The organism is Rhodospirillum centenum SW, assembly GCF_000016185.1.
Classification (GTDB): Bacteria; Pseudomonadota; Alphaproteobacteria; order Azospirillales; family Azospirillaceae; genus Rhodocista; species Rhodocista centena.
In genome coordinates this window covers 3837501-3855070 of the sequence record NC_011420.2, presented here as the reverse complement: position 1 = coordinate 3855070, position 17570 = coordinate 3837501, and the positions used below count along the sequence as shown (strand labels likewise).

The 17570-nt window shown below is 70.2% G+C and carries 14 protein-coding genes and 1 riboswitch (1 of these 15 only partly in view); of the genes, 3 read left to right on the top strand and 11 right to left on the bottom strand.

Annotated features, from left to right (window positions below; translation table 11 throughout):
• Positions 1-333: 333 nt before the first annotated feature.
• Positions 334-1878, bottom strand: a complete 1545-nt coding sequence (locus RC1_RS17805; RefSeq protein ID WP_012568837.1) for an amidohydrolase family protein — start codon at positions 1876-1878, stop codon at positions 334-336.
• 218 nt (positions 1879-2096) lie between these two features.
• Here RC1_RS17805 and RC1_RS17800 point away from each other — a divergent pair, with 218 nt between their 5' ends.
• From RC1_RS17800 to RC1_RS17790, 3 genes are all read left to right on the top strand, one after another.
• Positions 2097-3407 (top strand): short-chain fatty acid transporter, encoded by a 1311-nt coding sequence (locus tag RC1_RS17800; RefSeq protein WP_012568836.1) that lies wholly within the window; start codon positions 2097-2099, stop codon positions 3405-3407.
• A 111-nt stretch (positions 3408-3518) separates the two neighbouring features.
• Complete coding sequence (locus tag RC1_RS17795) at positions 3519-3761, top strand: FitA-like ribbon-helix-helix domain-containing protein (RefSeq protein WP_012568835.1); 243 nt, start codon at positions 3519-3521, stop codon at positions 3759-3761.
• Between the two features lie 8 nt (positions 3762-3769).
• Positions 3770-4201: a type II toxin-antitoxin system VapC family toxin gene (locus RC1_RS17790; RefSeq protein ID WP_012568834.1), complete on the top strand. Its 432-nt coding sequence runs from the start codon at positions 3770-3772 to the stop codon at positions 4199-4201.
• Between the two features lie 79 nt (positions 4202-4280).
• Here the strand turns inward: RC1_RS17790 and bluB are convergent, their stop codons facing one another.
• From bluB to RC1_RS17740, 10 genes are all read right to left on the bottom strand, one after another.
• The gene (gene bluB / locus RC1_RS17785; RefSeq protein ID WP_012568833.1) at positions 4281-4988 is read right to left on the bottom strand and encodes a 5,6-dimethylbenzimidazole synthase; all 708 of its coding nucleotides are present in this window, start codon (positions 4986-4988) and stop codon (positions 4281-4283) included.
• Positions 4989-5035: 47 nt separating this feature from the next.
• Positions 5036-5219, bottom strand: a riboswitch (cobalamin riboswitch).
• A 104-nt stretch (positions 5220-5323) separates the two neighbouring features.
• Entirely contained in the window at positions 5324-6289 is a 966-nt protein-coding gene (locus tag RC1_RS17780; protein ID WP_041785526.1) for a dipeptidase, read from the bottom strand.
• 35 nt (positions 6290-6324) lie between these two features.
• Positions 6325-7449: an NAD(P)/FAD-dependent oxidoreductase gene (locus RC1_RS17775; RefSeq protein WP_012568831.1), complete on the bottom strand. Its 1125-nt coding sequence runs from the start codon at positions 7447-7449 to the stop codon at positions 6325-6327.
• A gap of 6 nt (positions 7450-7455) precedes the next feature.
• Entirely contained in the window at positions 7456-7779 is a 324-nt protein-coding gene (locus RC1_RS17770; RefSeq protein WP_012568830.1) for a cupin domain-containing protein, read from the bottom strand.
• Between the two features lie 12 nt (positions 7780-7791).
• On the bottom strand, positions 7792-9474 hold the full coding sequence (locus RC1_RS17765; protein ID WP_012568829.1) for a hydantoinase B/oxoprolinase family protein: 1683 nt from the start codon (positions 9472-9474) through the stop codon (positions 7792-7794).
• Positions 9475-9478: 4 nt separating this feature from the next.
• The gene (locus RC1_RS17760; RefSeq protein WP_012568828.1) at positions 9479-11560 is read right to left on the bottom strand and encodes a hydantoinase/oxoprolinase family protein; all 2082 of its coding nucleotides are present in this window, start codon (positions 11558-11560) and stop codon (positions 9479-9481) included.
• 83 nt (positions 11561-11643) lie between these two features.
• The gene (locus RC1_RS17755) at positions 11644-13731 is read right to left on the bottom strand and encodes a TonB-dependent receptor (protein WP_012568827.1); all 2088 of its coding nucleotides are present in this window, start codon (positions 13729-13731) and stop codon (positions 11644-11646) included.
• An 18-nt stretch (positions 13732-13749) separates the two neighbouring features.
• Positions 13750-14844 carry a DUF917 domain-containing protein gene (locus tag RC1_RS17750; RefSeq protein ID WP_012568826.1) on the bottom strand — a complete coding sequence of 365 codons (1095 nt, stop codon included), beginning with the start codon at positions 14842-14844 and terminating at the stop codon, positions 13750-13752.
• A gap of 15 nt (positions 14845-14859) precedes the next feature.
• Positions 14860-16431: a hydantoinase/oxoprolinase N-terminal domain-containing protein gene (locus RC1_RS17745; RefSeq protein ID WP_012568825.1), complete on the bottom strand. Its 1572-nt coding sequence runs from the start codon at positions 16429-16431 to the stop codon at positions 14860-14862.
• Positions 16432-16713: 282 nt separating this feature from the next.
• Positions 16714-17570, bottom strand: partial view of a winged helix-turn-helix domain-containing protein gene (locus RC1_RS17740; RefSeq protein ID WP_012568824.1) — the end only. Its footprint extends 1867 nt past the window's final position; the window shows 857 of its 2724 coding nt (coding positions 1868-2724); its start codon lies beyond the right edge, outside the window; its stop codon occupies positions 16714-16716.

The window sequence follows — 17570 nt, the reverse complement described above, 5'->3', positions numbered from 1 at the left end:
CCCCGTCAGCGCAGGCGATGCCGGGCAGGCCATTCCTGCGAGCTAGCATCGGGAACTCAGGATGCGAAATGTCTCGAAAGAAGAAATCACATAAAAACAGAGGCGTGTTGAAATACAGCAACACGAAACTCGATATAAAGTGTTATTTGCCAGAATTGATGTAAATTCTGTGAGTGTATTTTCTCTTCAGGTATAGCCAATCCGGCGTCAGGTCCCAGAAAAGACGGATCCGATGTTGATGCTTCCGGCATAGGCTGTCCGCCGGGTCTGTCGATCCCGGTCAGGGAAGACAGACCCGCCGGCCCCTGCAGCACTCCGCGTCGGAGAGATGCTCTACCGGTGACGGGCCAGCTCCGCCGCCTCGAACGCGGCGAGCGCCGCCTCCAGCCGCCACTGGACCCGGGCCTTCTCGCTGCCGGCCAGGAAGCCGGCGCAGGCCGGGGCGGGGGAGGGCGCGCCAGGGCCGTCGGCAGCGCAGGCGGGAACGATCCGGGTCGTCTCCGCATCGGCCCAGAGATCGTCACCGGGCAGGAAGCTGTAGCGCAGGCTGTCCCGCGACAGCCGCTTCACCGCCGCGTAGTCCAGCCCGAACCAGCGCACGGCCTTCACGTACTCCAGCGCGAGCGTCGAGCGGGAAACGCCCTGGTCGTCGGTGGCGAGCACGAGCGGAACGCCGTGGGCGCGGTAGAGCCGGAACGGGTGGCTATCGCGGTCCAGGTGCAGGATCTGCTCGTTGCTGGTCAGCAGCACTTCGACCGGGATGCGCTCCCGCGCCATCCGGTCCATGGTCGCGGCGGCGTCCGTCTCATAGGCGATGGCGGCACCATGGCCGATCCGGGTCGCCCCGGCCACGGCGACGGATTTCGTGATGTGGTCCCGCAAGTCGCCCGGCGGCGCCAGCACCGGGGTCAGCTCGCCCGCGTGCAGGGCGAGGTTCAGGTGCGGGAAACGGTCCGTGACGAAGCCCAGCACCCGCATCTGCGCGTCGAAATCGCGCAGGGCGGACGGCCCGTCCTCCGGCGCCACGAGGTTGAGCCCGACCACGCGGGCATCGGCCCCCGTCAGGGTCGCGGCGAACACCGCCTGGACGAAGACCTCGGCCGGGGTGCCGCTCCGGTTGGCCTGGAGGATGTAGCGGATGCCGACGGCACAGGCGGCCGGCCCAGTTCCGTCCGGGCCGCAGCCCAGCACCGTCCGCTTGCGTGCCTCGTGCCGGTCCAGATCGGCCCGGGCCGCCGCGACCGCCGCGTCCAGGGCCGCGCCGCGCACGGCGGCGAGCTGGGCGTCCAGATCGTCGGACCAGCGCAGGGTGGCGGCCAGGGCACGCAGGTCGGCCGAGCGCAGCGACAGCATCTCCTCCAGATGCAGGATGCGCTCATCCGCCGCGATGCGGGCCACCTCCGCCAGCATGTCGCCCGTGCGGACGGCGGAGACGGCACCGAACCGGCCGAAGGTGGCGAAGAACTGGTCGCGCCCGTCCACCATGCCGGTGCCGGTGCCGCGGATCGACAGCGCGTTCAGCATCTCGCCCTGGCCGCCGGGCGCCTTCGCGTGATCCGCCACCGCCGGCACCCCGTCGTCCGGGCGGCAGGGCGGCGGCAGGATGGCGCGGGCCGTGCGGTCGAAGCACAGCCCGTCCTGCTGCGCCCAGGCGACGAAGCTCTCGGCATAGACGGCACCGCTCAGGTGGGTGTGCAGGTCGGCCCCTTTCGGCATGGCCGTGAGGAACCGGGTGAGATGCGCCGAATCCGTCCGGGCCGCGCTGAACACCGACTCCATGTCCATGGCGGACGGCTGCGCCGGCCCCCGCTCCGGCAGCGCCGCGCACCCCGCTGTCAGCAGGCAGAGAAGAAGCAGCAGGGGCAGGGGACGGCGCATCGGTCTGTCCGGGCAGCGGAACGGAAGCACCGATATGACCAGATCGGGGACGTGGTGCAAACGGGGTATCGGTGGACATCCGGTTTCCCATCGCCGCAAAGGCGGGAACGAAGCGTCCGACCGGGCGTCATTACGGGTAGAACCTGGCGTCAGTGCTGGTAGAAGGATGGATACGAAGGGAGTTTCCCGTCGCCGCTGGCCATCACTGAGGAGAAAGCATGTTCCGATCGTTGACGCTGGCCTCGACCCGCCTGACAGAACGCTTCCTTCCCGATCCCTATGTGCTGGTGCTGCTGCTGACGCTCCTGGTGTTCGTCTCGGGCATGCTCTTCGAGGGCCAGTCCCCGCAGGCGATGGTGGAGCATTGGGGCAAGGGCTTCTGGCAGTTGCTGGAATTCAGCATGCAGATGGTCCTGGTTCTGGTCACCGGCTTCGTGCTGGCCAGCACGCCGGTCTTCGCCCGCCTGCTCGGGGCGCTTGCCAGGCTGGCGCGGACCCCGGGACAGGCGATCCTGCTGGTCACGGTCGTCTCTCTGGTCGCAAGCTGGGTGAACTGGGGGTTCGGGCTGGTGATCGGCGCCCTGTTCGCCCGGCAGCTCGCGCGCCGGGTGCAGGTCGATTACCCTCTGCTGATCGCGTCGGCCTACAGCGGCTTCATCGTCTGGCATGGCGGCCTTTCGGGGTCGGTGCCCCTGGTCATCGCCACGCCCGGCCATTTCACGGAAAAGCTGATCGGCGTCGTGCCGACCAGCGAGACGATCTTCGCCGGGTTCAACCTGACCATCGTCCTGGCCCTGTTCGTGCTGATCCCCCTCGCCAACCGGCTGATGCTGGGGCATGGCGCACGGCCGGTCTTCGTGGATCCTGACAGGCTTGCCGATCCGACGCCTTCAACCGGGGAGGTGGTGGAGCGGCCGGCCGAACATCTGGAGCACAGCCGGCTGCTGGCGCTGGCGATCGGGGGACTCGGTCTCGCCTATCTCGCCGTTCATGTCTGGCGCCAGGGCGGCCTGAACCTCAACATCGTCAATTTCGGATTCCTGATGCTGGGGATTCTTCTGCACGGCACGCCCCACCGCTTCCTGCGCAGCCTGGAGGAAGCGGTGAAGGGTGCTGCCGGCATCATCATCCAGTTCCCCTTCTATGCCGGGATCATGGGCATGATGGTGGGGTCGGGGCTGGCGCGCGACCTCTCGGCCTGGTTCGTCTCCATCTCGACGGCCCAGACCCTGCCGCTCTTCACCTTCTGGAGTGCGGGACTGCTGAACATCCTGATCCCGTCGGGCGGCGGCCAGTGGGCGGTGCAGTCCCAGGTGATGCTGCCCGCCGCCCTGGAGCTTCAGGCGGACGTGCCGCGCACGGCCATGGCGGTCGCCTGGGGCGATGCCTGGACGAACATGATCCAGCCCTTCTGGGCCCTGCCGGCGCTCGCCATCGCCGGGCTGCGGGCCAAGGACGTGATGGGCTACTGCCTTGTCATCCTGCTGCTCTCGGGCGTCGTCATCTCCCTGGGCTTCCTGTTTCTGTAGGCTGCGTTCGCGTGGACCGTTGCGGTGAGGCCTGCTCGACCAGGCCTTTCCATTGTCCGCGGTCGCATCCGGTGCCTATGATGAGCGGACATCGTCCTGGGGAGCACGCCCATGGCAAGCATCACCATCCGCAATCTCGACGCCACGCTCGAACAGCGTCTGCGGACCAGGGCGGCTGAGAACGGCCGTTCCATGGAGGAGGAAGCACAGCAGATCCTCCGGCAGGCGGTGGCCTCGCAGGCAGCGCCGCGCGACCTTGCCGCGTCCATCCGTGCCCGCGTCAGGGCTCTCGGCGGTATCGACCTGGAGATTGCGCCACGCGGGGCGATGCGCGAGCCCCCCGCGTTCATCTGAGCGGCGGGATGCTCATCCTCGATACGAATGTTCTTTCTGAAGTGCTGCGCCGTGTTCCGGAGCCAGCCGTCGAACGGTGGCTCGCTGCCCAGGACGGGACAGACGTTTATCTTACGGCCATCACCGAAGCAGAACTGCGGAGGGGGGCTGCGATCATGCCGGCGGGGCGCCGGAAGGATGGGATAGCTCATGCCATCGACGCTATCCTCACCGAGGACTTCCAGGGCCGCATTCTGCCCTTTGACAGCGCCGCCGCTTCCGCCTATGCGGTGATCGCGGCGGAACGCCAGTCGGCCGGCCGGCCGATCAGCCACTTCGATGCCCAGATCGCCGCGATTGCCCGGGCGCGCAGCGGGATCGTGGTCACGCGCAATACGGCGGATTTCACCGGATGCGGGGTCGTGCTCATCAACCCGTGGATCGATCCGCTGTCGCCCTGACCGATGCGACGTCCGTGGCGCCGCCGCAGGAACAGGGATGGCCTTTCCGCCACCCCTGTCCGTTCCGGAAGGCCCGGCGTTACCCGAGCTGCTGCAGGAGCGTTTCCTCGCCCGTGCGGCCGTGCCAGCGGTCGAACCAGACCACGTCGCGCAGGGGCGTGCGCGGCAGCCAGCCGGCCGCTTCCAGTTCCGGGTTCTGGAAGAAGTGCGAGACATAGCCGACGCAGAGATAGGCGATGGTCTGGATCGAGGCCGGGATGCCCAACGCCTCGCGCAGGTCGGCATGGCGCAGAATGCTGACCCAGCCCACGCCGACATTTTCCGCCCGCGCGGCCAGCCAGAGGTTCTGCACGGCGCAGACGGCGCTGTAGAGGTCCATCTCGCGCTGGTGCGTGCGGCCGACAACCACCGGGCCGGTGCGCTCGCGGTCGCAGGTGACGCAGATGCCCACCGGCGCCTCGACGATGCCCTCCAGCTTCAGCCGTCGGTAGGTCTCCTGCCGGTCGCCCTCGAACATGTCGGCCGCTTCGGTATTCGCGGTCTGGAAGGCGTCGCGCACCTTGCGCTTCACCATCGGGTCGCGCACGACGATGAAGTCCCAGGGCTGCATGAAGCCGACGGACGGCGCGTGGTGGGCCGCCTTCAGGATGCGCCCCAGCACCTCGTCCGGGATCGGATCGGGCAGGAACTGGCCCCGCACGTCGCGCCGCTTGAAGATGCACTTGTAGACGCTGTCGCGCTCGGCGGCGGTGAACTCTGCGTCGGCCTGATACGGATTGGCTTCCATGGTTTCCCCTGCATGGGCAAGCACGGGTCGCCGCCCGTCCATGGCGGCTTCCCAGGACGTTCCAGGCCGGTCTTCTGACTCAGGCTCACCCCTTCCGGACACCTTCCCGGCCCGCGGGGCCAGTGGCATCCGTCCGGAAGGTCCCCTTCACAGCGCTGGGCGCGTGGCAGACTTCCACTGCCTTCCCGATTCTCCCGGAGGCAACCGGGCACCTGGAACGGCGCCATCGATACACGGATGCCGCCGGGCGATCCAGCACGGCAACGCCCCCCGCCGGGTCAGGGACAGCAGGTCGCGGAAAAGGTCACGGGGCCGATACCGAGCGCCGGACCGGCTCAGGCGTTCCAGCAGCGCCGGGCCACGCGCAGCCAGTTGCCGCCCAGGATCATGTCCAGTTCGGGGGCCGCGAAGCCCTGCCGCGCCAGCGCCTCGACGATGCCGTTCAGGCTTTCGGGCGGCGCGACGGCGATGTCCGGCCGGTAGCCCAGCTCGGGCGACCAGCGGTCCCGGTGCCGGTTCAGCCAGTCGCGCAGCTCTTCCTGGTCGAACACATAGTCCAGCCCCAGGCCGACATGCTGCGGCCCCACCAGATCGGCGACATAGGCGACATGGGCGGCGATCCGCTCCGGCGTCGGCTCCCCGCCCAGGAACAGGTCCACGCCATTGATGCCGACCACCCCGCCCGTGGCGGCGCAGGCGCGGATCAGATCGTCGCCGATGTTGCGACCGTGCGCCTTCAGCGCGTGCGGGTTGGAGTGGGAGAAGATCACCGGCCGGTCGGCGCGCTCCAGCACGTCGCGCGCGGTGCGCCAGCCGGTATGGCTCAGGCAGACGACCATGCCGGCTTCCTGGATGGCCTGTACGGCCCGCTCGCCGGCCGCGGTCAAGCCGGGGTCGTCGTCATGGCAGCCGCCGCCGATGCCCGTGGTCCGGTTGTAGACCAGACTGATCCAGCGCACGCCCAAGGAACGGTAGATCTCCGCGAATTCCGGCCGGACGGCGAGCGACTCCGCGCCTTCGATGTCGAAGGCGACGCCCAGCCGGCCGGTGGCGGCGGCGTCCGCCACGTCCTCGGTGCTGCCGGCCAGGCAGTACTCGTCCGGGCGGGCCGCGATCCAGTCGCGGAAGAAGGCCGCGGTTTCCATGATCTCCGTCGCCGGGGTCTGATCCATCCCGACATTCAGGCTGACCATGGTGAAGCCGCTCTCGCGCAGGCGCTGGAGCTGTGGCAGGAAGCTGGCATCGCTGCGTAGTGGCATGCAGGCGTGATTGTCCCAGACGACCCTCGGCCTGCCCGTCATGTCCCGTGGCATCGGCCTCTCCCCGGTTCCGGCCATCAGCGTCCCCCGAAGCGGCCGGGGGCGAGATCCTTGACCGCGACGCCCTCGTCCCGGCAGTCCTGCGGCAGGCTTCCGTCCAGGATCAGCCCGGCCGCCAGCCGTCCCAGGGCCGGGGCGGTCTGCATCCCGTAGCCACCCTGCCCGACCAGCCAGAAGAAGCGGTCGTCCGCCGGGTCGAAGCCGGCGACGGGCGTGCGGTCGGGCGCGAAGGTGCGCAGCCCCGCCCACTTCGCCTTCAGCGTCCGGAACTCCAGGTCCAGCGCCTCCTGGATGCGCTCGGCGGCGACGGCGATGTCATAGTCGTCCGGTTGGGCGTCGCAGGGCTCCGACGGGCTCTCGTCCGCGGGGGAGCCGAGCAGGCGGCCGCTCTCCGGTTTCACGTAGAAGCCCTCGTCCACGTCCATCACCATCGGCCAGCCGGCGGTATCCGGCCCAGCCGGCGGATCGAACAGGAAGGCGGTGCGTCGTTTCGGCTCCAGCCCCACGGGAGCGATGCCGGCCAGGGCGGCGACGCGGTCGCCCCAGGCGCCGGCGGCATCGACCAGAAGGTCGGCCGCGACCGTCTCCCCGCCCGCCCGGATGCGCCAGCCGTCCGGCGTGCGGTCGATGGCATCGGCCGCACGGTCGGTCAGGACGGTGCCCCCGGCCTCCCGGATCATGCGGACGAAGCCCTGCATCAGGGCATGCGCGTCGATGTCGGCGGCGGTCGGATCGTGCAGCGCGCCCAGCAGCCGCTCCCGCCGCAGCCGGGGCACCAGCGCCACGGCCTGGTCAGGGTCGAGCGGGAGCAGGGCAGGCCCGATCTCCGCGGCGGTGGCGGCCAGGCTCTCCGCCTGGTCGTGGGTGGCGATGAACAGGGTGCCGCGCGGGTGCAGCAGGGGCTGGTCGCAGAACCCCGCCGGCGGTGTCTCGAAGAAGGGCCGGCTGGCGCGGGTCAGGGCCCGGACGGGGGCGTTGCCGTAGGCTTCGGCGAACAGGGCCGCGGTGCGGCCGGAGGCGTGATAGCCGGGCTGCGCCTCCGCCTCCAGCACCAGGACACGCCGCCGCGGCGCCAGAAAGGCCGCGACAGACAGCCCGGCGATCCCGGCCCCGATGACGACGATGTCCGCCCGGTGTTCCATGGCGGCTCAGCTTGCCGGTTCCAGCATGAAATAGACAAGCCGCATCTCCTCCCGCACGACGGCGACATGCGGTTCCCCCGCCGGGATGACGCTGACCATGCCACCCCCGATGACGGCGGCTTCCCCGCCGCTTTCCGTTTCCGCCCGGCCGGACAGGATGACGGACAGCTCATGCCCCGCGTGCAGCGAGGCGCCCGCATCGGGAATCCGCGCACCGGCCGGCAGCAGGGCGGTGCCGATGCGCAGCCGGCCGCCGCCGGGCAGGTCCAGCACCCCCAGTTCCCGCGTCAGCCGCCCGTCCTCCGGGTCGGCGATGGTGAAGGTCCGCATGGCCGTCCCCCCTCAGTGTCCGCTGTCGTAGCCGTAGTCCCGCGCCGCCTGGGCGGGCGTCAGATAGCCGTCGCGCAGGTCTGCCGCGATGCGCGCCGGGTCCCGTTCCCGCGGATCGCCCCAGCCGCCGCCGGTGCCGGTGACCAGCCGCACCAGATCGCCCCGGGCCAGCGGCAGGCGCGCGGTCTTGCTGAAACGGACGACCTCGCCGTCGGCCCGCACCACCTCGGCGAAGTTGGGCGAGCCCTCCTGGCCGCCCTGCATGGCCCAGGGCCGATGCCGGTAACGGCCGAAGGTGGTGGACATGAAGGCGCCGTCGCCCAGCACCCGGTATTCGAGCTGCAACCCCTTGCCGCCGCGGAAGCGGCCGGCGCCGCCATCCTCCGTATGGAAGCCGAAGCGCTCGACGCGCACGCCGTAGCGGGCCTCCGTCACCTCCACCGGGATGTTGTAGGTCTCCCCGTTGCCGACGCAGAACTGGCCCTGCTGGCCGTCGCCGTCGCAGGCGGCCCCCCAGCCGCCGGCGAGCGGCTCGACCAGCAGGAAGAAGTCGCCGCTGTCGGGATGCCGGCCGGCGATCACCGTCGCGCAGACCGATCCGTAATGCCCCGCCGGAAGCCGGTCGGGCATGTGCGGGGCGAGCGCCTTCCACATCACGTCGGCGGCGGAGATCATCGTCTCGTAGTAGATGGAGACGGGGGCCGGGCGGCTGGCCGTCATCACGGTGCCGTCGGGGCAGATCACCTTCAGCGGCCGGAAGACGCCCTCGGTCGCCGGGATCGCCGGGTTGGTCAGGGCCTTGAACACGGCGCGCACGGCCGACAGCAGGCCGGCGCGGGTGTTGTTGATGGGACCCGGCGCCTGGGCGGCGCTGCCCGTGAAGTCGGCGATGAACTCGCTGTCGGTGATGGTGATGGCGACGCGGACCGGGAAGGGGCCGTTGCCCAGCCCGTCGTCGTCGATCATGTCCTCCGCCGTGAAGGTGCCCTTGGGCAGCCGCGCCAGTTCCTGCCGGATCATCGCCTCGCCATGGTCCAGCAGATGCTCCACCGCATCGGCCACCCCGGCCGTGCCGTACTTGTCCACCAGATCCAGGAAGCGGCGCTCGCCAAGCTGAAGCGCGGCGGCCCCGGCCCACATGTCGCCCAGGGTCATGTCCGGCAGGCGCACATTGGCGCGGATCATGTCCACCAGCGCCTCGTTGATGCGGCCCTGGTCGAACAGGCGGACGGCGGGGAACTGCAGCCCCTCCTGGTAGATCTCCGTCGTGTTCGGGCTGAAGCTGCCGGCGTCCTTGCCGCCCACCTCCGTCCAGTGTGCCTTGTTGGCGGCCCAGGCCAGCAGCGTGCCCTCGTGGAAGATGGGACGCACCAGCGTCACGTCGGACAGGTGCGTGCCGCCGCCGCCATAGGGATCGTTGGTGATGAAGACGTCGCCGGGACTGATGCGGCCGGGGCCGGCGAACTTCTCCTGCACGGAGCGCACGGCGGCGTCCAGGGTGCCGATGAACAGCGGCACGCCGTTGCCCTGGGCGATCAGGCGGCCGGCGGCGTCGGTGATGCCGATGGCATAGTCGAGCGTCTCGTAGATGATCGGGCTCATGCTGGTGCGCTTGAGCGCCGTGAACATCTCGTCGCCGATGGCGACGAGGGCGTTCTTGATCACCTCACGGGTGAAGCTGTCCGCGGGCTGCATGGGGTCACCTTTCCGGGGTGCCGCCGGTCCGGCGGTCGAGGATGAGATTGCCGAAGGTGTCCACCCGCACGGTCCAGCCGGGGGGCACGACGGCGACGGTGGCGCCTTCCTCCACCAGCGCCGGGCCGTCCAGGGTCATGCCCGGCTCCAGCGCGTCGCGGTCGTAGACGGCGGCGTCGTGGATGCCGTCCACGTCGTAATCGACCCGGCGGGCGCCGGTGCGGGCCGTCTCCACCGTGCGGCCGGTGACGGGGCGGGGCGGCAGGTCCAGCTTGGCGATCTGGCCGACGCCGACCAGATGCGCGTTCACGATCTCCACCGGCGCGTCCAGCGCGAAGGTGTAGGCCCGGCGGTGCGCGGCATGGAACGCCTCGACCAGATCGGCGATGGCGACCGCGTCCAGCGGGCCCGCGGGCACCGGCACCTTGACCGTATGCTCCTGGCCCAGATAGCGGGCATCGACATGACGGGTCAGCAGCACCGTCTCCGGGGCGAAGCCGTCCTCCCCGAAATCCGCGCCGGCTTCCGCCGCCAGCTCGTCGAACAGGCTCGCCAACTCGGCGGGCGGGGCGGTGTCCAGGCGCAGGATGCGGGTGCGGATATAGTCCCGCCGCAGGTCAGACATCAGCATGCCCAGGGCCGAGAAGACGGCGGCATGGACCGGGATCACGACGCGGGGAATGGCAAGCTCGGCCGCAAGCTGGGCCGCGTGCATGGCGCCGCCGCCGCCGAAGGCGACCAGGGCGAAGTCGCGCGGGTCGTGGCCGCGGTTCAGCGAGACCAGCTTCAGCGCGTTCACCATGTTGGCGTTGGCGATGCGGATGACGCCGCGGGCCGTGGCGACCGCATCGGCACCGAAGGCGGACCCCACGCGGGCGAAGGCGGCCTCCACGGCCGGCAGGTCGGGGACGATGGCCCCGCCGGCGAAGCGGTCCGGATTGATCCGCCCGGTCAGCAGGTTGGCGTCGGTCGTCGTCGGCTCCGTGCCGCCGCGGCCATAGGCGACGGGGCCGGGGGTGGAGCCGGCGCTCTTCGGCCCGACATGCAGCGCACCGCCGGCATCGACCCAGGCGATGCTGCCGCCGCCGTTGCCGATCTCCACGATGTCGATGACCGGCGTCTTGATGGCGTAGCCGGGGGTCCGGGGCGTCTGCTCGATCCAGTAATCGGTGGTGATGCGCGGCTCGCCGCCCTGGATCAGGGTGCATTTCGCCGTCGTGCCGCCGATGTCCAGCGCGATGACGTCGGGCTCCCCGATCAGGCGGCCCAGCGCCGCCGCGGCCAGCATGCCGCCGACCGGGCCGGATTCCACCATGGCGATGGGATTGGCGCGGGCCGCGGCCAGGGTGGCGATGCCGCCGTTCGACTGCATCACGTAGGCGCGGCCGCGGAAGCCGTCGGCCTCCAGGCGCTGCCGCAGCCTGTCCAGGTAGCGGCCGGCGGCGGGCTTCACATAGGCGGACAGCACGGCCGTGCTGGTCCGCTCGTACTCGCGCCATTCCCGCGTCACGGCATGCGAGGCGGTGACGGTCACCTCCGGCCACAGCCGCGCGATCTCCGCCGCCACGGCGGCTTCGTGCGCCGGGTTGCGGTAGGCGTGCAGCAGGCAGACCGCGACGGCCTCCACGCCCGCGGCCCGGAAGTCGTCCAGGATGGCGGGCAGGCCGGACAGGTCCGGCTCCCGCACGACCCGGCCCTTCACGTCCAGCCGCTCGGGGACTTCCCGGCGCAGGTGCCGCGGCACGAACGGCACCGGCTTGCGGAAGGCGAAGTTGAACAGGTCGGGCCGGTTCGACCGCCCGATCTCCAGCACGTCGCGGAAGCCCTCCGTCGTGATCAGCCCGGTGACGACGCCCTTGCGCTCGGTCAGGGCGTTGATGACCACCGTCGTGCCGTGGACGAACAGGCCCAGACCGTCCATCGCCACGTCGGCCGTGCGCAGGGCATCCAGCACCCCCCGCTCGAAGTCCGGGGGCGTGGTGTCGACCTTCACCGTGGAGACGCCGGTGATGGCGCCATGGGCGTCCTCCCGGCACAGCACCAGATCGGTGAAGGTCCCGCCGACATCGGTTGCGACGCGCATCATGGGTCCTTGCGGAAGCGGAAAGGGGACCCGGCGGCCATGACAGCCGCCGGGACGGGTGCGCTCGTCCGGGGTCCGGCGCAGCCTCAGAACCGGACGCGGCCGGTCACGCCGAACTGCCGCGGCGGGGAGAGCTGGCCCAGATCCTGGCCGGTGGCCGAGCCCGACCAGAAGCCGTCGGCGTATTCCGTGAAGAACTGCTTGTTGGTCAGGTTCTTCACATAGGCCGTCAGCGACCAGCGCTCGGTCTCCAGCCCGGCGCGCAGGTTCACCAGGGTCACCGGATCGCGGTAGTCGATGTTGTCGGCATGGAAGTACTGCTTGCCGCGGTATTCGACGTCGGCGCGCAGCAGGCCGGACAGCGCGTCGGTGATGGGGAAGCTGTACTGCGTTCCGCCGTTGATCTTCGCCTTGGTGTTGTTCGGAAGCTGGTTGCCGCGGTAGGCGCGGGTTCCGTCGAAATCCTTGATCTCGCTGTCGGTCACGCCGACGCCGCCGAACGCGTCCCAGCCTTCGGCGAGGCGGGCCTGGAACTCAAGCTCGAAGCCCGTCAGCTCGGCTTCCTTCACATTGTCGATGATCTGGGCGCCGGCCGTCAGATCGACCCGGAAGATCTGTGCGTCGTCCAGCTTCGTGTAGAAGGCGGAACCGTTCAGGATCAGGCGGTTGTCCATGAGCTGGGACTTGAAGCCCACCTCGTAGTTCGTGCTGACTTCCTTCTGGAAGATGCTGGGGTTGACGGTGGGCGCGTTGTAGCCGCCGGAGCGGAACCCGGTCGAGAAGGTGGCGTAGGTCATCAGCGACGGCGTCCATTCGTACTTCGCCGTCACCTTCGGCTGCCACTCGCTGAAAGTCTTGGAGCGCACCGCGTTGTTGCGCAGCAGGTCGGTCTGCTCGCGCTCGTCGCTGTCGTAGCGCAGCGCGCCGGACAGTTCGAAGCGGTCGGTCACGTCATAGGAGGCCTGGCCGAAGAAGGCGTAGGCGAGGTTGTCGTTGGATTCGTCGCCGAAGATGAACAGCGGTTGCAGGCCGGCGAGCGTGCTGTTGGTGTCCAGGAAGACCGTGGTGCGCAGGTCGCGGTCCGTCTGCAGGATGTAGGCGCCGCCGATCCAGCGCAGCGGCTGGTCGTCGGGCGAGGTCAGGCGCAGTTCCTGGCTCCACATCTCGACCTCCAGGTCCTGACCCTGGCCGATCGACTGCACCCGGGAGAAGTCCAGGTCGCCGCGGTAGTTCTCCTTGACCTTGCTGTAGGCGCTGATCGAGGTCAGCGTTGCCGCGCCGAAGTCCCAGTCGAGCTTCAGGCTGAGATCGCCCATGTCGCGCTCGCTGCGGCCCAGCAGGTTCTCGTCCGGCTTGACGTTCTCGTTGTTGGAGAAGCCCAGGGTCGGGAACTGGCTGTAGAGGACGGCGCCGCCCTCGGTGTCGGAGATCGATCCGCGCAGATCGACCGTGACGCTGTCGCTGGCGATCCAGCGCAACTGGGCGCGGCCCGTCCTGTCCTCGTAGAAGTCGGCCTTCTCGTCCAGGAACCCGTTCGTGATCTGGCCGTCGCTGTCGGCATAGGAGCCGGCGGCGCGGAAGAACAGCCTGTCGGCGACGATCGCCCCGCCGGCCGCGGCCGACAGGGTGCGGGTGTTGCCCTCGGCATAGCCCGCCTCGGTGTATCCCTCGAAGTCGTTGCCGGGCTGCCGGGTGATGATGTTGATGGCGCCGCCGATGGAGTTGCGGCCGTAGAGGGCGCCCTGCGGTCCCTTCAGCACCTCGATCCGCTCGATGTCGAAGAGCTGCTGGGTGAGCTGCTTCTGGTTCGCCTGCGGCACCCCGTCCACCACGACAGCGACCGACGGATCGCTGTTGTTGATCTGGGAGATGCCGCGGACCGTGACGAAGCTGTTGCCGACCGTGAAGCTCTGCACGATCCCGATGTTCGGCGTCAGTGCGATGAAGTCCTGCGGCGTGCGCACGCCCGCATCCTCGATCGCGTCGGCGGAGAAGGCGGTCACCGAGACGGGCACGTCCTGCAACCGCTCCTCACGCTTCTGGGCGGTGACGACGATCTCCTCGATGGCGAGGCCGGACTGGGCCGCGGCGGGGACCGCTGTCAGCCCGGCGAGAAGTGCCGTCAGGGTGGTCGTCGTGAGCAGGCGGGACGTGAGCTGGATCGACGTGCGCAATGGAGCCTCCGCTTCGCCTCAGATGAGGTCTTCTATTGGTTGGAAATCCTCTTCGATCCCGAAGCTGCGGGGTCCGAAGCAGGCCAGGGCGGCGGGCGAGCGCATGATCGGGGGCACGCTCGCCCCGATCACCCGGACCCGCTGCCCGTACTTCAGCGACTCGGTCGTGATCGGCTCCGCCGTCTCACGGTCGAGCATGGTGACGAGATCGGGCACGATGGCGACCGTCCGGCCGCCGCGTCGCGCCACGAGGTTCTCGTTCTGGAAGAGGATCTCCATGTCCGCCGTGGCGGCGCCGTCGGCGGCGATGCTGCACCGGCCGATGGAGAAGCCGCGGGTCGTCTCCCGCACCAGGTCCACGATCTTGCCGTCGAACAGCACCGCGCAGTGCCGGTAGTAGTCCGTGCCGCGCAGATAGCCCAGCAGCGCCTCGAACGGGTCGCCGGCGCGCCGCCCGGCGGCGATGGCCTGCCCGATGCCCAGCGCCAGCGACAGCGTGCCGGGGATGGCGGCCCGCTTCGCCTCCGCCCCGCTCATGGGATAGCAGGACAACGCCACGCCGCCGCCCATGTGGATCACCATCAGCCGGGCCATGTCCTCGGCCGACTTGGCGTCGCGGGCGCTGATGACGTTGTACTCGCCGTGTTCGTTGGCCAGCGCCATGGGCGTCGCCGGGATGCCCATCACGTTGAAGGTGACCATCTGGAGTTCGGGGAAGGCGCGGCCCATCCCGTCGGCATCCACGACGGGCAGGCCCCGCTCTGCCGCCAGCTTGACCGGCAGCAGCGAATTGATGCCCCCCATCTCCACCGGCAGGATGGCGGTGGCCGGCCGGCCGGTGTGCTGCTCCAGCGCCTTCACGGCCAGCCCGACCTCGTCGCCGCCGACCAGCTTCTCCACCATCACCGTGGGCGCGCCCATGATGGCGATGGTGTAGAGGTTGGCGTCGTCCGGCAGGTCCTGGAGCGCCACCACGGGCGGCGCCCCGTATTTCGCCAGCGCATGCTGCGCCAGCAGCCGCCCGATATAGGGATCGCCGCCGCCGCCGGTGCCCAGGAAGGCGGCGCCACGGGCGATGTCGTGAAGGGCGGGGATGCTCAGGTCGATGGTCATGGCTCAGCCCTTCCTTCAGATTCCGGCCATGTCGCCGACGGCCTTGGCGCGGATGCGCACGGCCCCGCCCGGCAGGTAGGCCAGCGGCACCTCCTCCAGGTCGCGGATGTCGATGCTGCCGGGGTCGGCTCCGGCGCGGACGGCGATGGCCGCTGCCTCTTCCTTGGCCTTGGCGATGGCCGCCTCGCGGCCCAGCTCCTGGTAGGAGTAGACCCGATCGACCTCGCCGCCGATCTGCGCGATGGCGGCGCCGATGGCATTGGCGACGCCGCCGTTCTCCGGCCGCACGATCCGCGCCGCCCCGGGCAGCGTCCCGTCCACCAGGATGGCGCCGCCGCCCACCAGCACGACCGGCAGGTCGGTGGCGCTGGTCTTCATGCGGTCGATGGCGCCGGACAGCAGGCGCCGGATTTCGGCCAGGGCCGACGCGACCAGCCCGCGGTCCAGACCGGCGAGGCGGGACGGATCGCCCATGCTGGCAAGGCCGGCCGCGACCGCGATGTCGGAAGTGGTCAGGACCTCGCCGCCGAAGACGCGGGCCTCCTGCGGCAGACGGTAGCCGACGCTGTCCGGCCCGACCCGGACGCTGACCTCCCCCGGGTTCTCCGCCGGCCCCTCCACAGGCCGGACGCGACTGCCGCCGCCCAGCCCGATGGAGAGGATGTCCGGCATCCGGAAGTTCGTGCGGACGCCGCCGATGTCCACGGCGACCGAGGATTCGCGGGGGAAGCCCTTGACCAGCATGCCGACATCGCTGGTCGTGCCGCCGATGTCGATGACCAGCGCGTCCGTCAGGCCCGACAGGTAGGCGGCGCCGCGCATGCTGTTGGTGGGACCCGACGCGAAGGTGAGGACGGGGAAGCGCGCCACCGTCTCCGCATTCATCAGGGTGCCATCGTTCTGGCTGACGAAGAACGGGCAGTCCAGCTTCAGCTCGGCCAGGGCGGCATGGAAGGACGCCACCACATGCCGCGCCATCTCGGCCAGGCTGGCATTCATGATGGTGGCGTTCTCGCGCTCCAGCATGCCGATCCGGCCGATGCTGCCGGACAGGGTGATGAGCGCGTCGGGATGCAGCTCGCGCACGATGGCGGCGGCGCGCTCCTCCATGTCCGGGTTGACCGGGGCGAAGATCGAACTGATGGCGACCGCCGTCAGTCCCTTCGCCCGGAAGCGGCGGGCGGCTTCGGCCACCGCCGCCTCGTCCAGGGGCGCGATCGGGCGGCCGTCGAACTCCCGGCCGCCGCCGACCAGGGCGACATCGCCGCCGACGCCGGCCTTCAGGTCCTCGGGCCAGTCCATCAGGGGCGGCAGGCCCTTGCCCGCCGGCAGGGCGATCCGGATGATCCCCACCGGCAGCAGCCGCTTGCGCTCGACGAAGGCGTTGGTGAAATGGGTCGTCCCGATCATCACCGCCTTGATGCTCTCCGGTCCCAGGCCGGAAGCGTCCAGCACCGCGCGGATGGCGGCGACGATGCCGCTGCCGACATCGGCCGTCGTGGGTGACTTGTAGGTGGCGACCACCCGGCGCCCGTCCATGAGGACTGCATCCGTATTGGTTCCGCCGACATCGACGCCGATGCGCATCTGCCCTCCCGCCGGCCGCGGGGGCCGGATTACCTGGAACCGTGGCCGCGATTCTTGGCGACCCCGCTTCGAAGTCTTCGGGACCGTCACCGACTTGTCAAAAAGGCCGGCGGGTGGATTCGGGCCGTATTCGGGTGGGCCGGGTCAGGGTGGCCCCGACCCGCACCTACCCGTCCGGGTAGGTGGCGGCCAGGGCCGGCCGCTCCCGGCCGCTGCCCGCGGCGCCGGGACACCGGCGTTCTCCGACAGGTGCCTTCGGTCGGGGCCGGAAAGGGGGAACGGTCAGGACAGGCCGAGCAGGCGTCGGGCGGTGATGATGGCGGCGGCCCGCCGGTCCACGCCCAGCTTCCCGAAGATGTTCTTCAGGTGGAACTTGACCGTGTTCTCGGTCATGGCCAGCGCCCGGGCGATCTCCTTGTTGGAGGCGCCGCGGCACAGCTCGATGACCACGGCGCGCTCGCGCGGGCTCAGCGTGTCGGCCTCGTCGCGGGGCCGCGCCAGGGTGCGTTCCAGCTCCTCGGCGAAGGCGCGGGCCAGACTGTCCAGCCCGATCTCCCGGCTTCGGCGCAGGCAGTCGCGCAGCAGCGGCGCCAGCCGTTCGCCGTGCTCCAGGAAGACCTGCCGCAGCCCTTCCGGGGCCGCCAGGGTGAGGGCCTGGGCCAGCTCCGCCACCGGGTCGGCGGTGGTGTCGTGCGGTCCGCCGCTTTCCACCGCCAGCCGGGTGGCGGCTTCGGCCTTCAGGACGAGTGCCTGTATCCGGTGGACCGTCATGCCGGCCTCCCGCGCCCGCTCCGCGGCCTCGCCGGCGGCCTCCAGTGCGGCGTGCGGGTGCCCCTCCGCCAGCAGCAGCCGGGCCTGGACCGTCAGGAAGGCGTGGCGCTCCCGCCAGGCGGCCGGTGAGGCGCGCATGAGCGGCAGTTCCGCCTGAAGCGGTGCCAGGGCGTCGCGTGCCCAGGCCGTCTCCCCCATGGCGGTCAGGATGCGGGCACGTTCGCAGGCGATCAGCCGGCCCAGCCGCGCGAGCCCCCGCTCCGCTGCCGTCCGCTCGCCACGGGCCAGAACGGCCAGGGCCCCGTCGTGTTCGCCCTGGGCGAGCTGGAGGGCCGCGGCCACCCGGTATCCCGAGGCATAGATGTCCA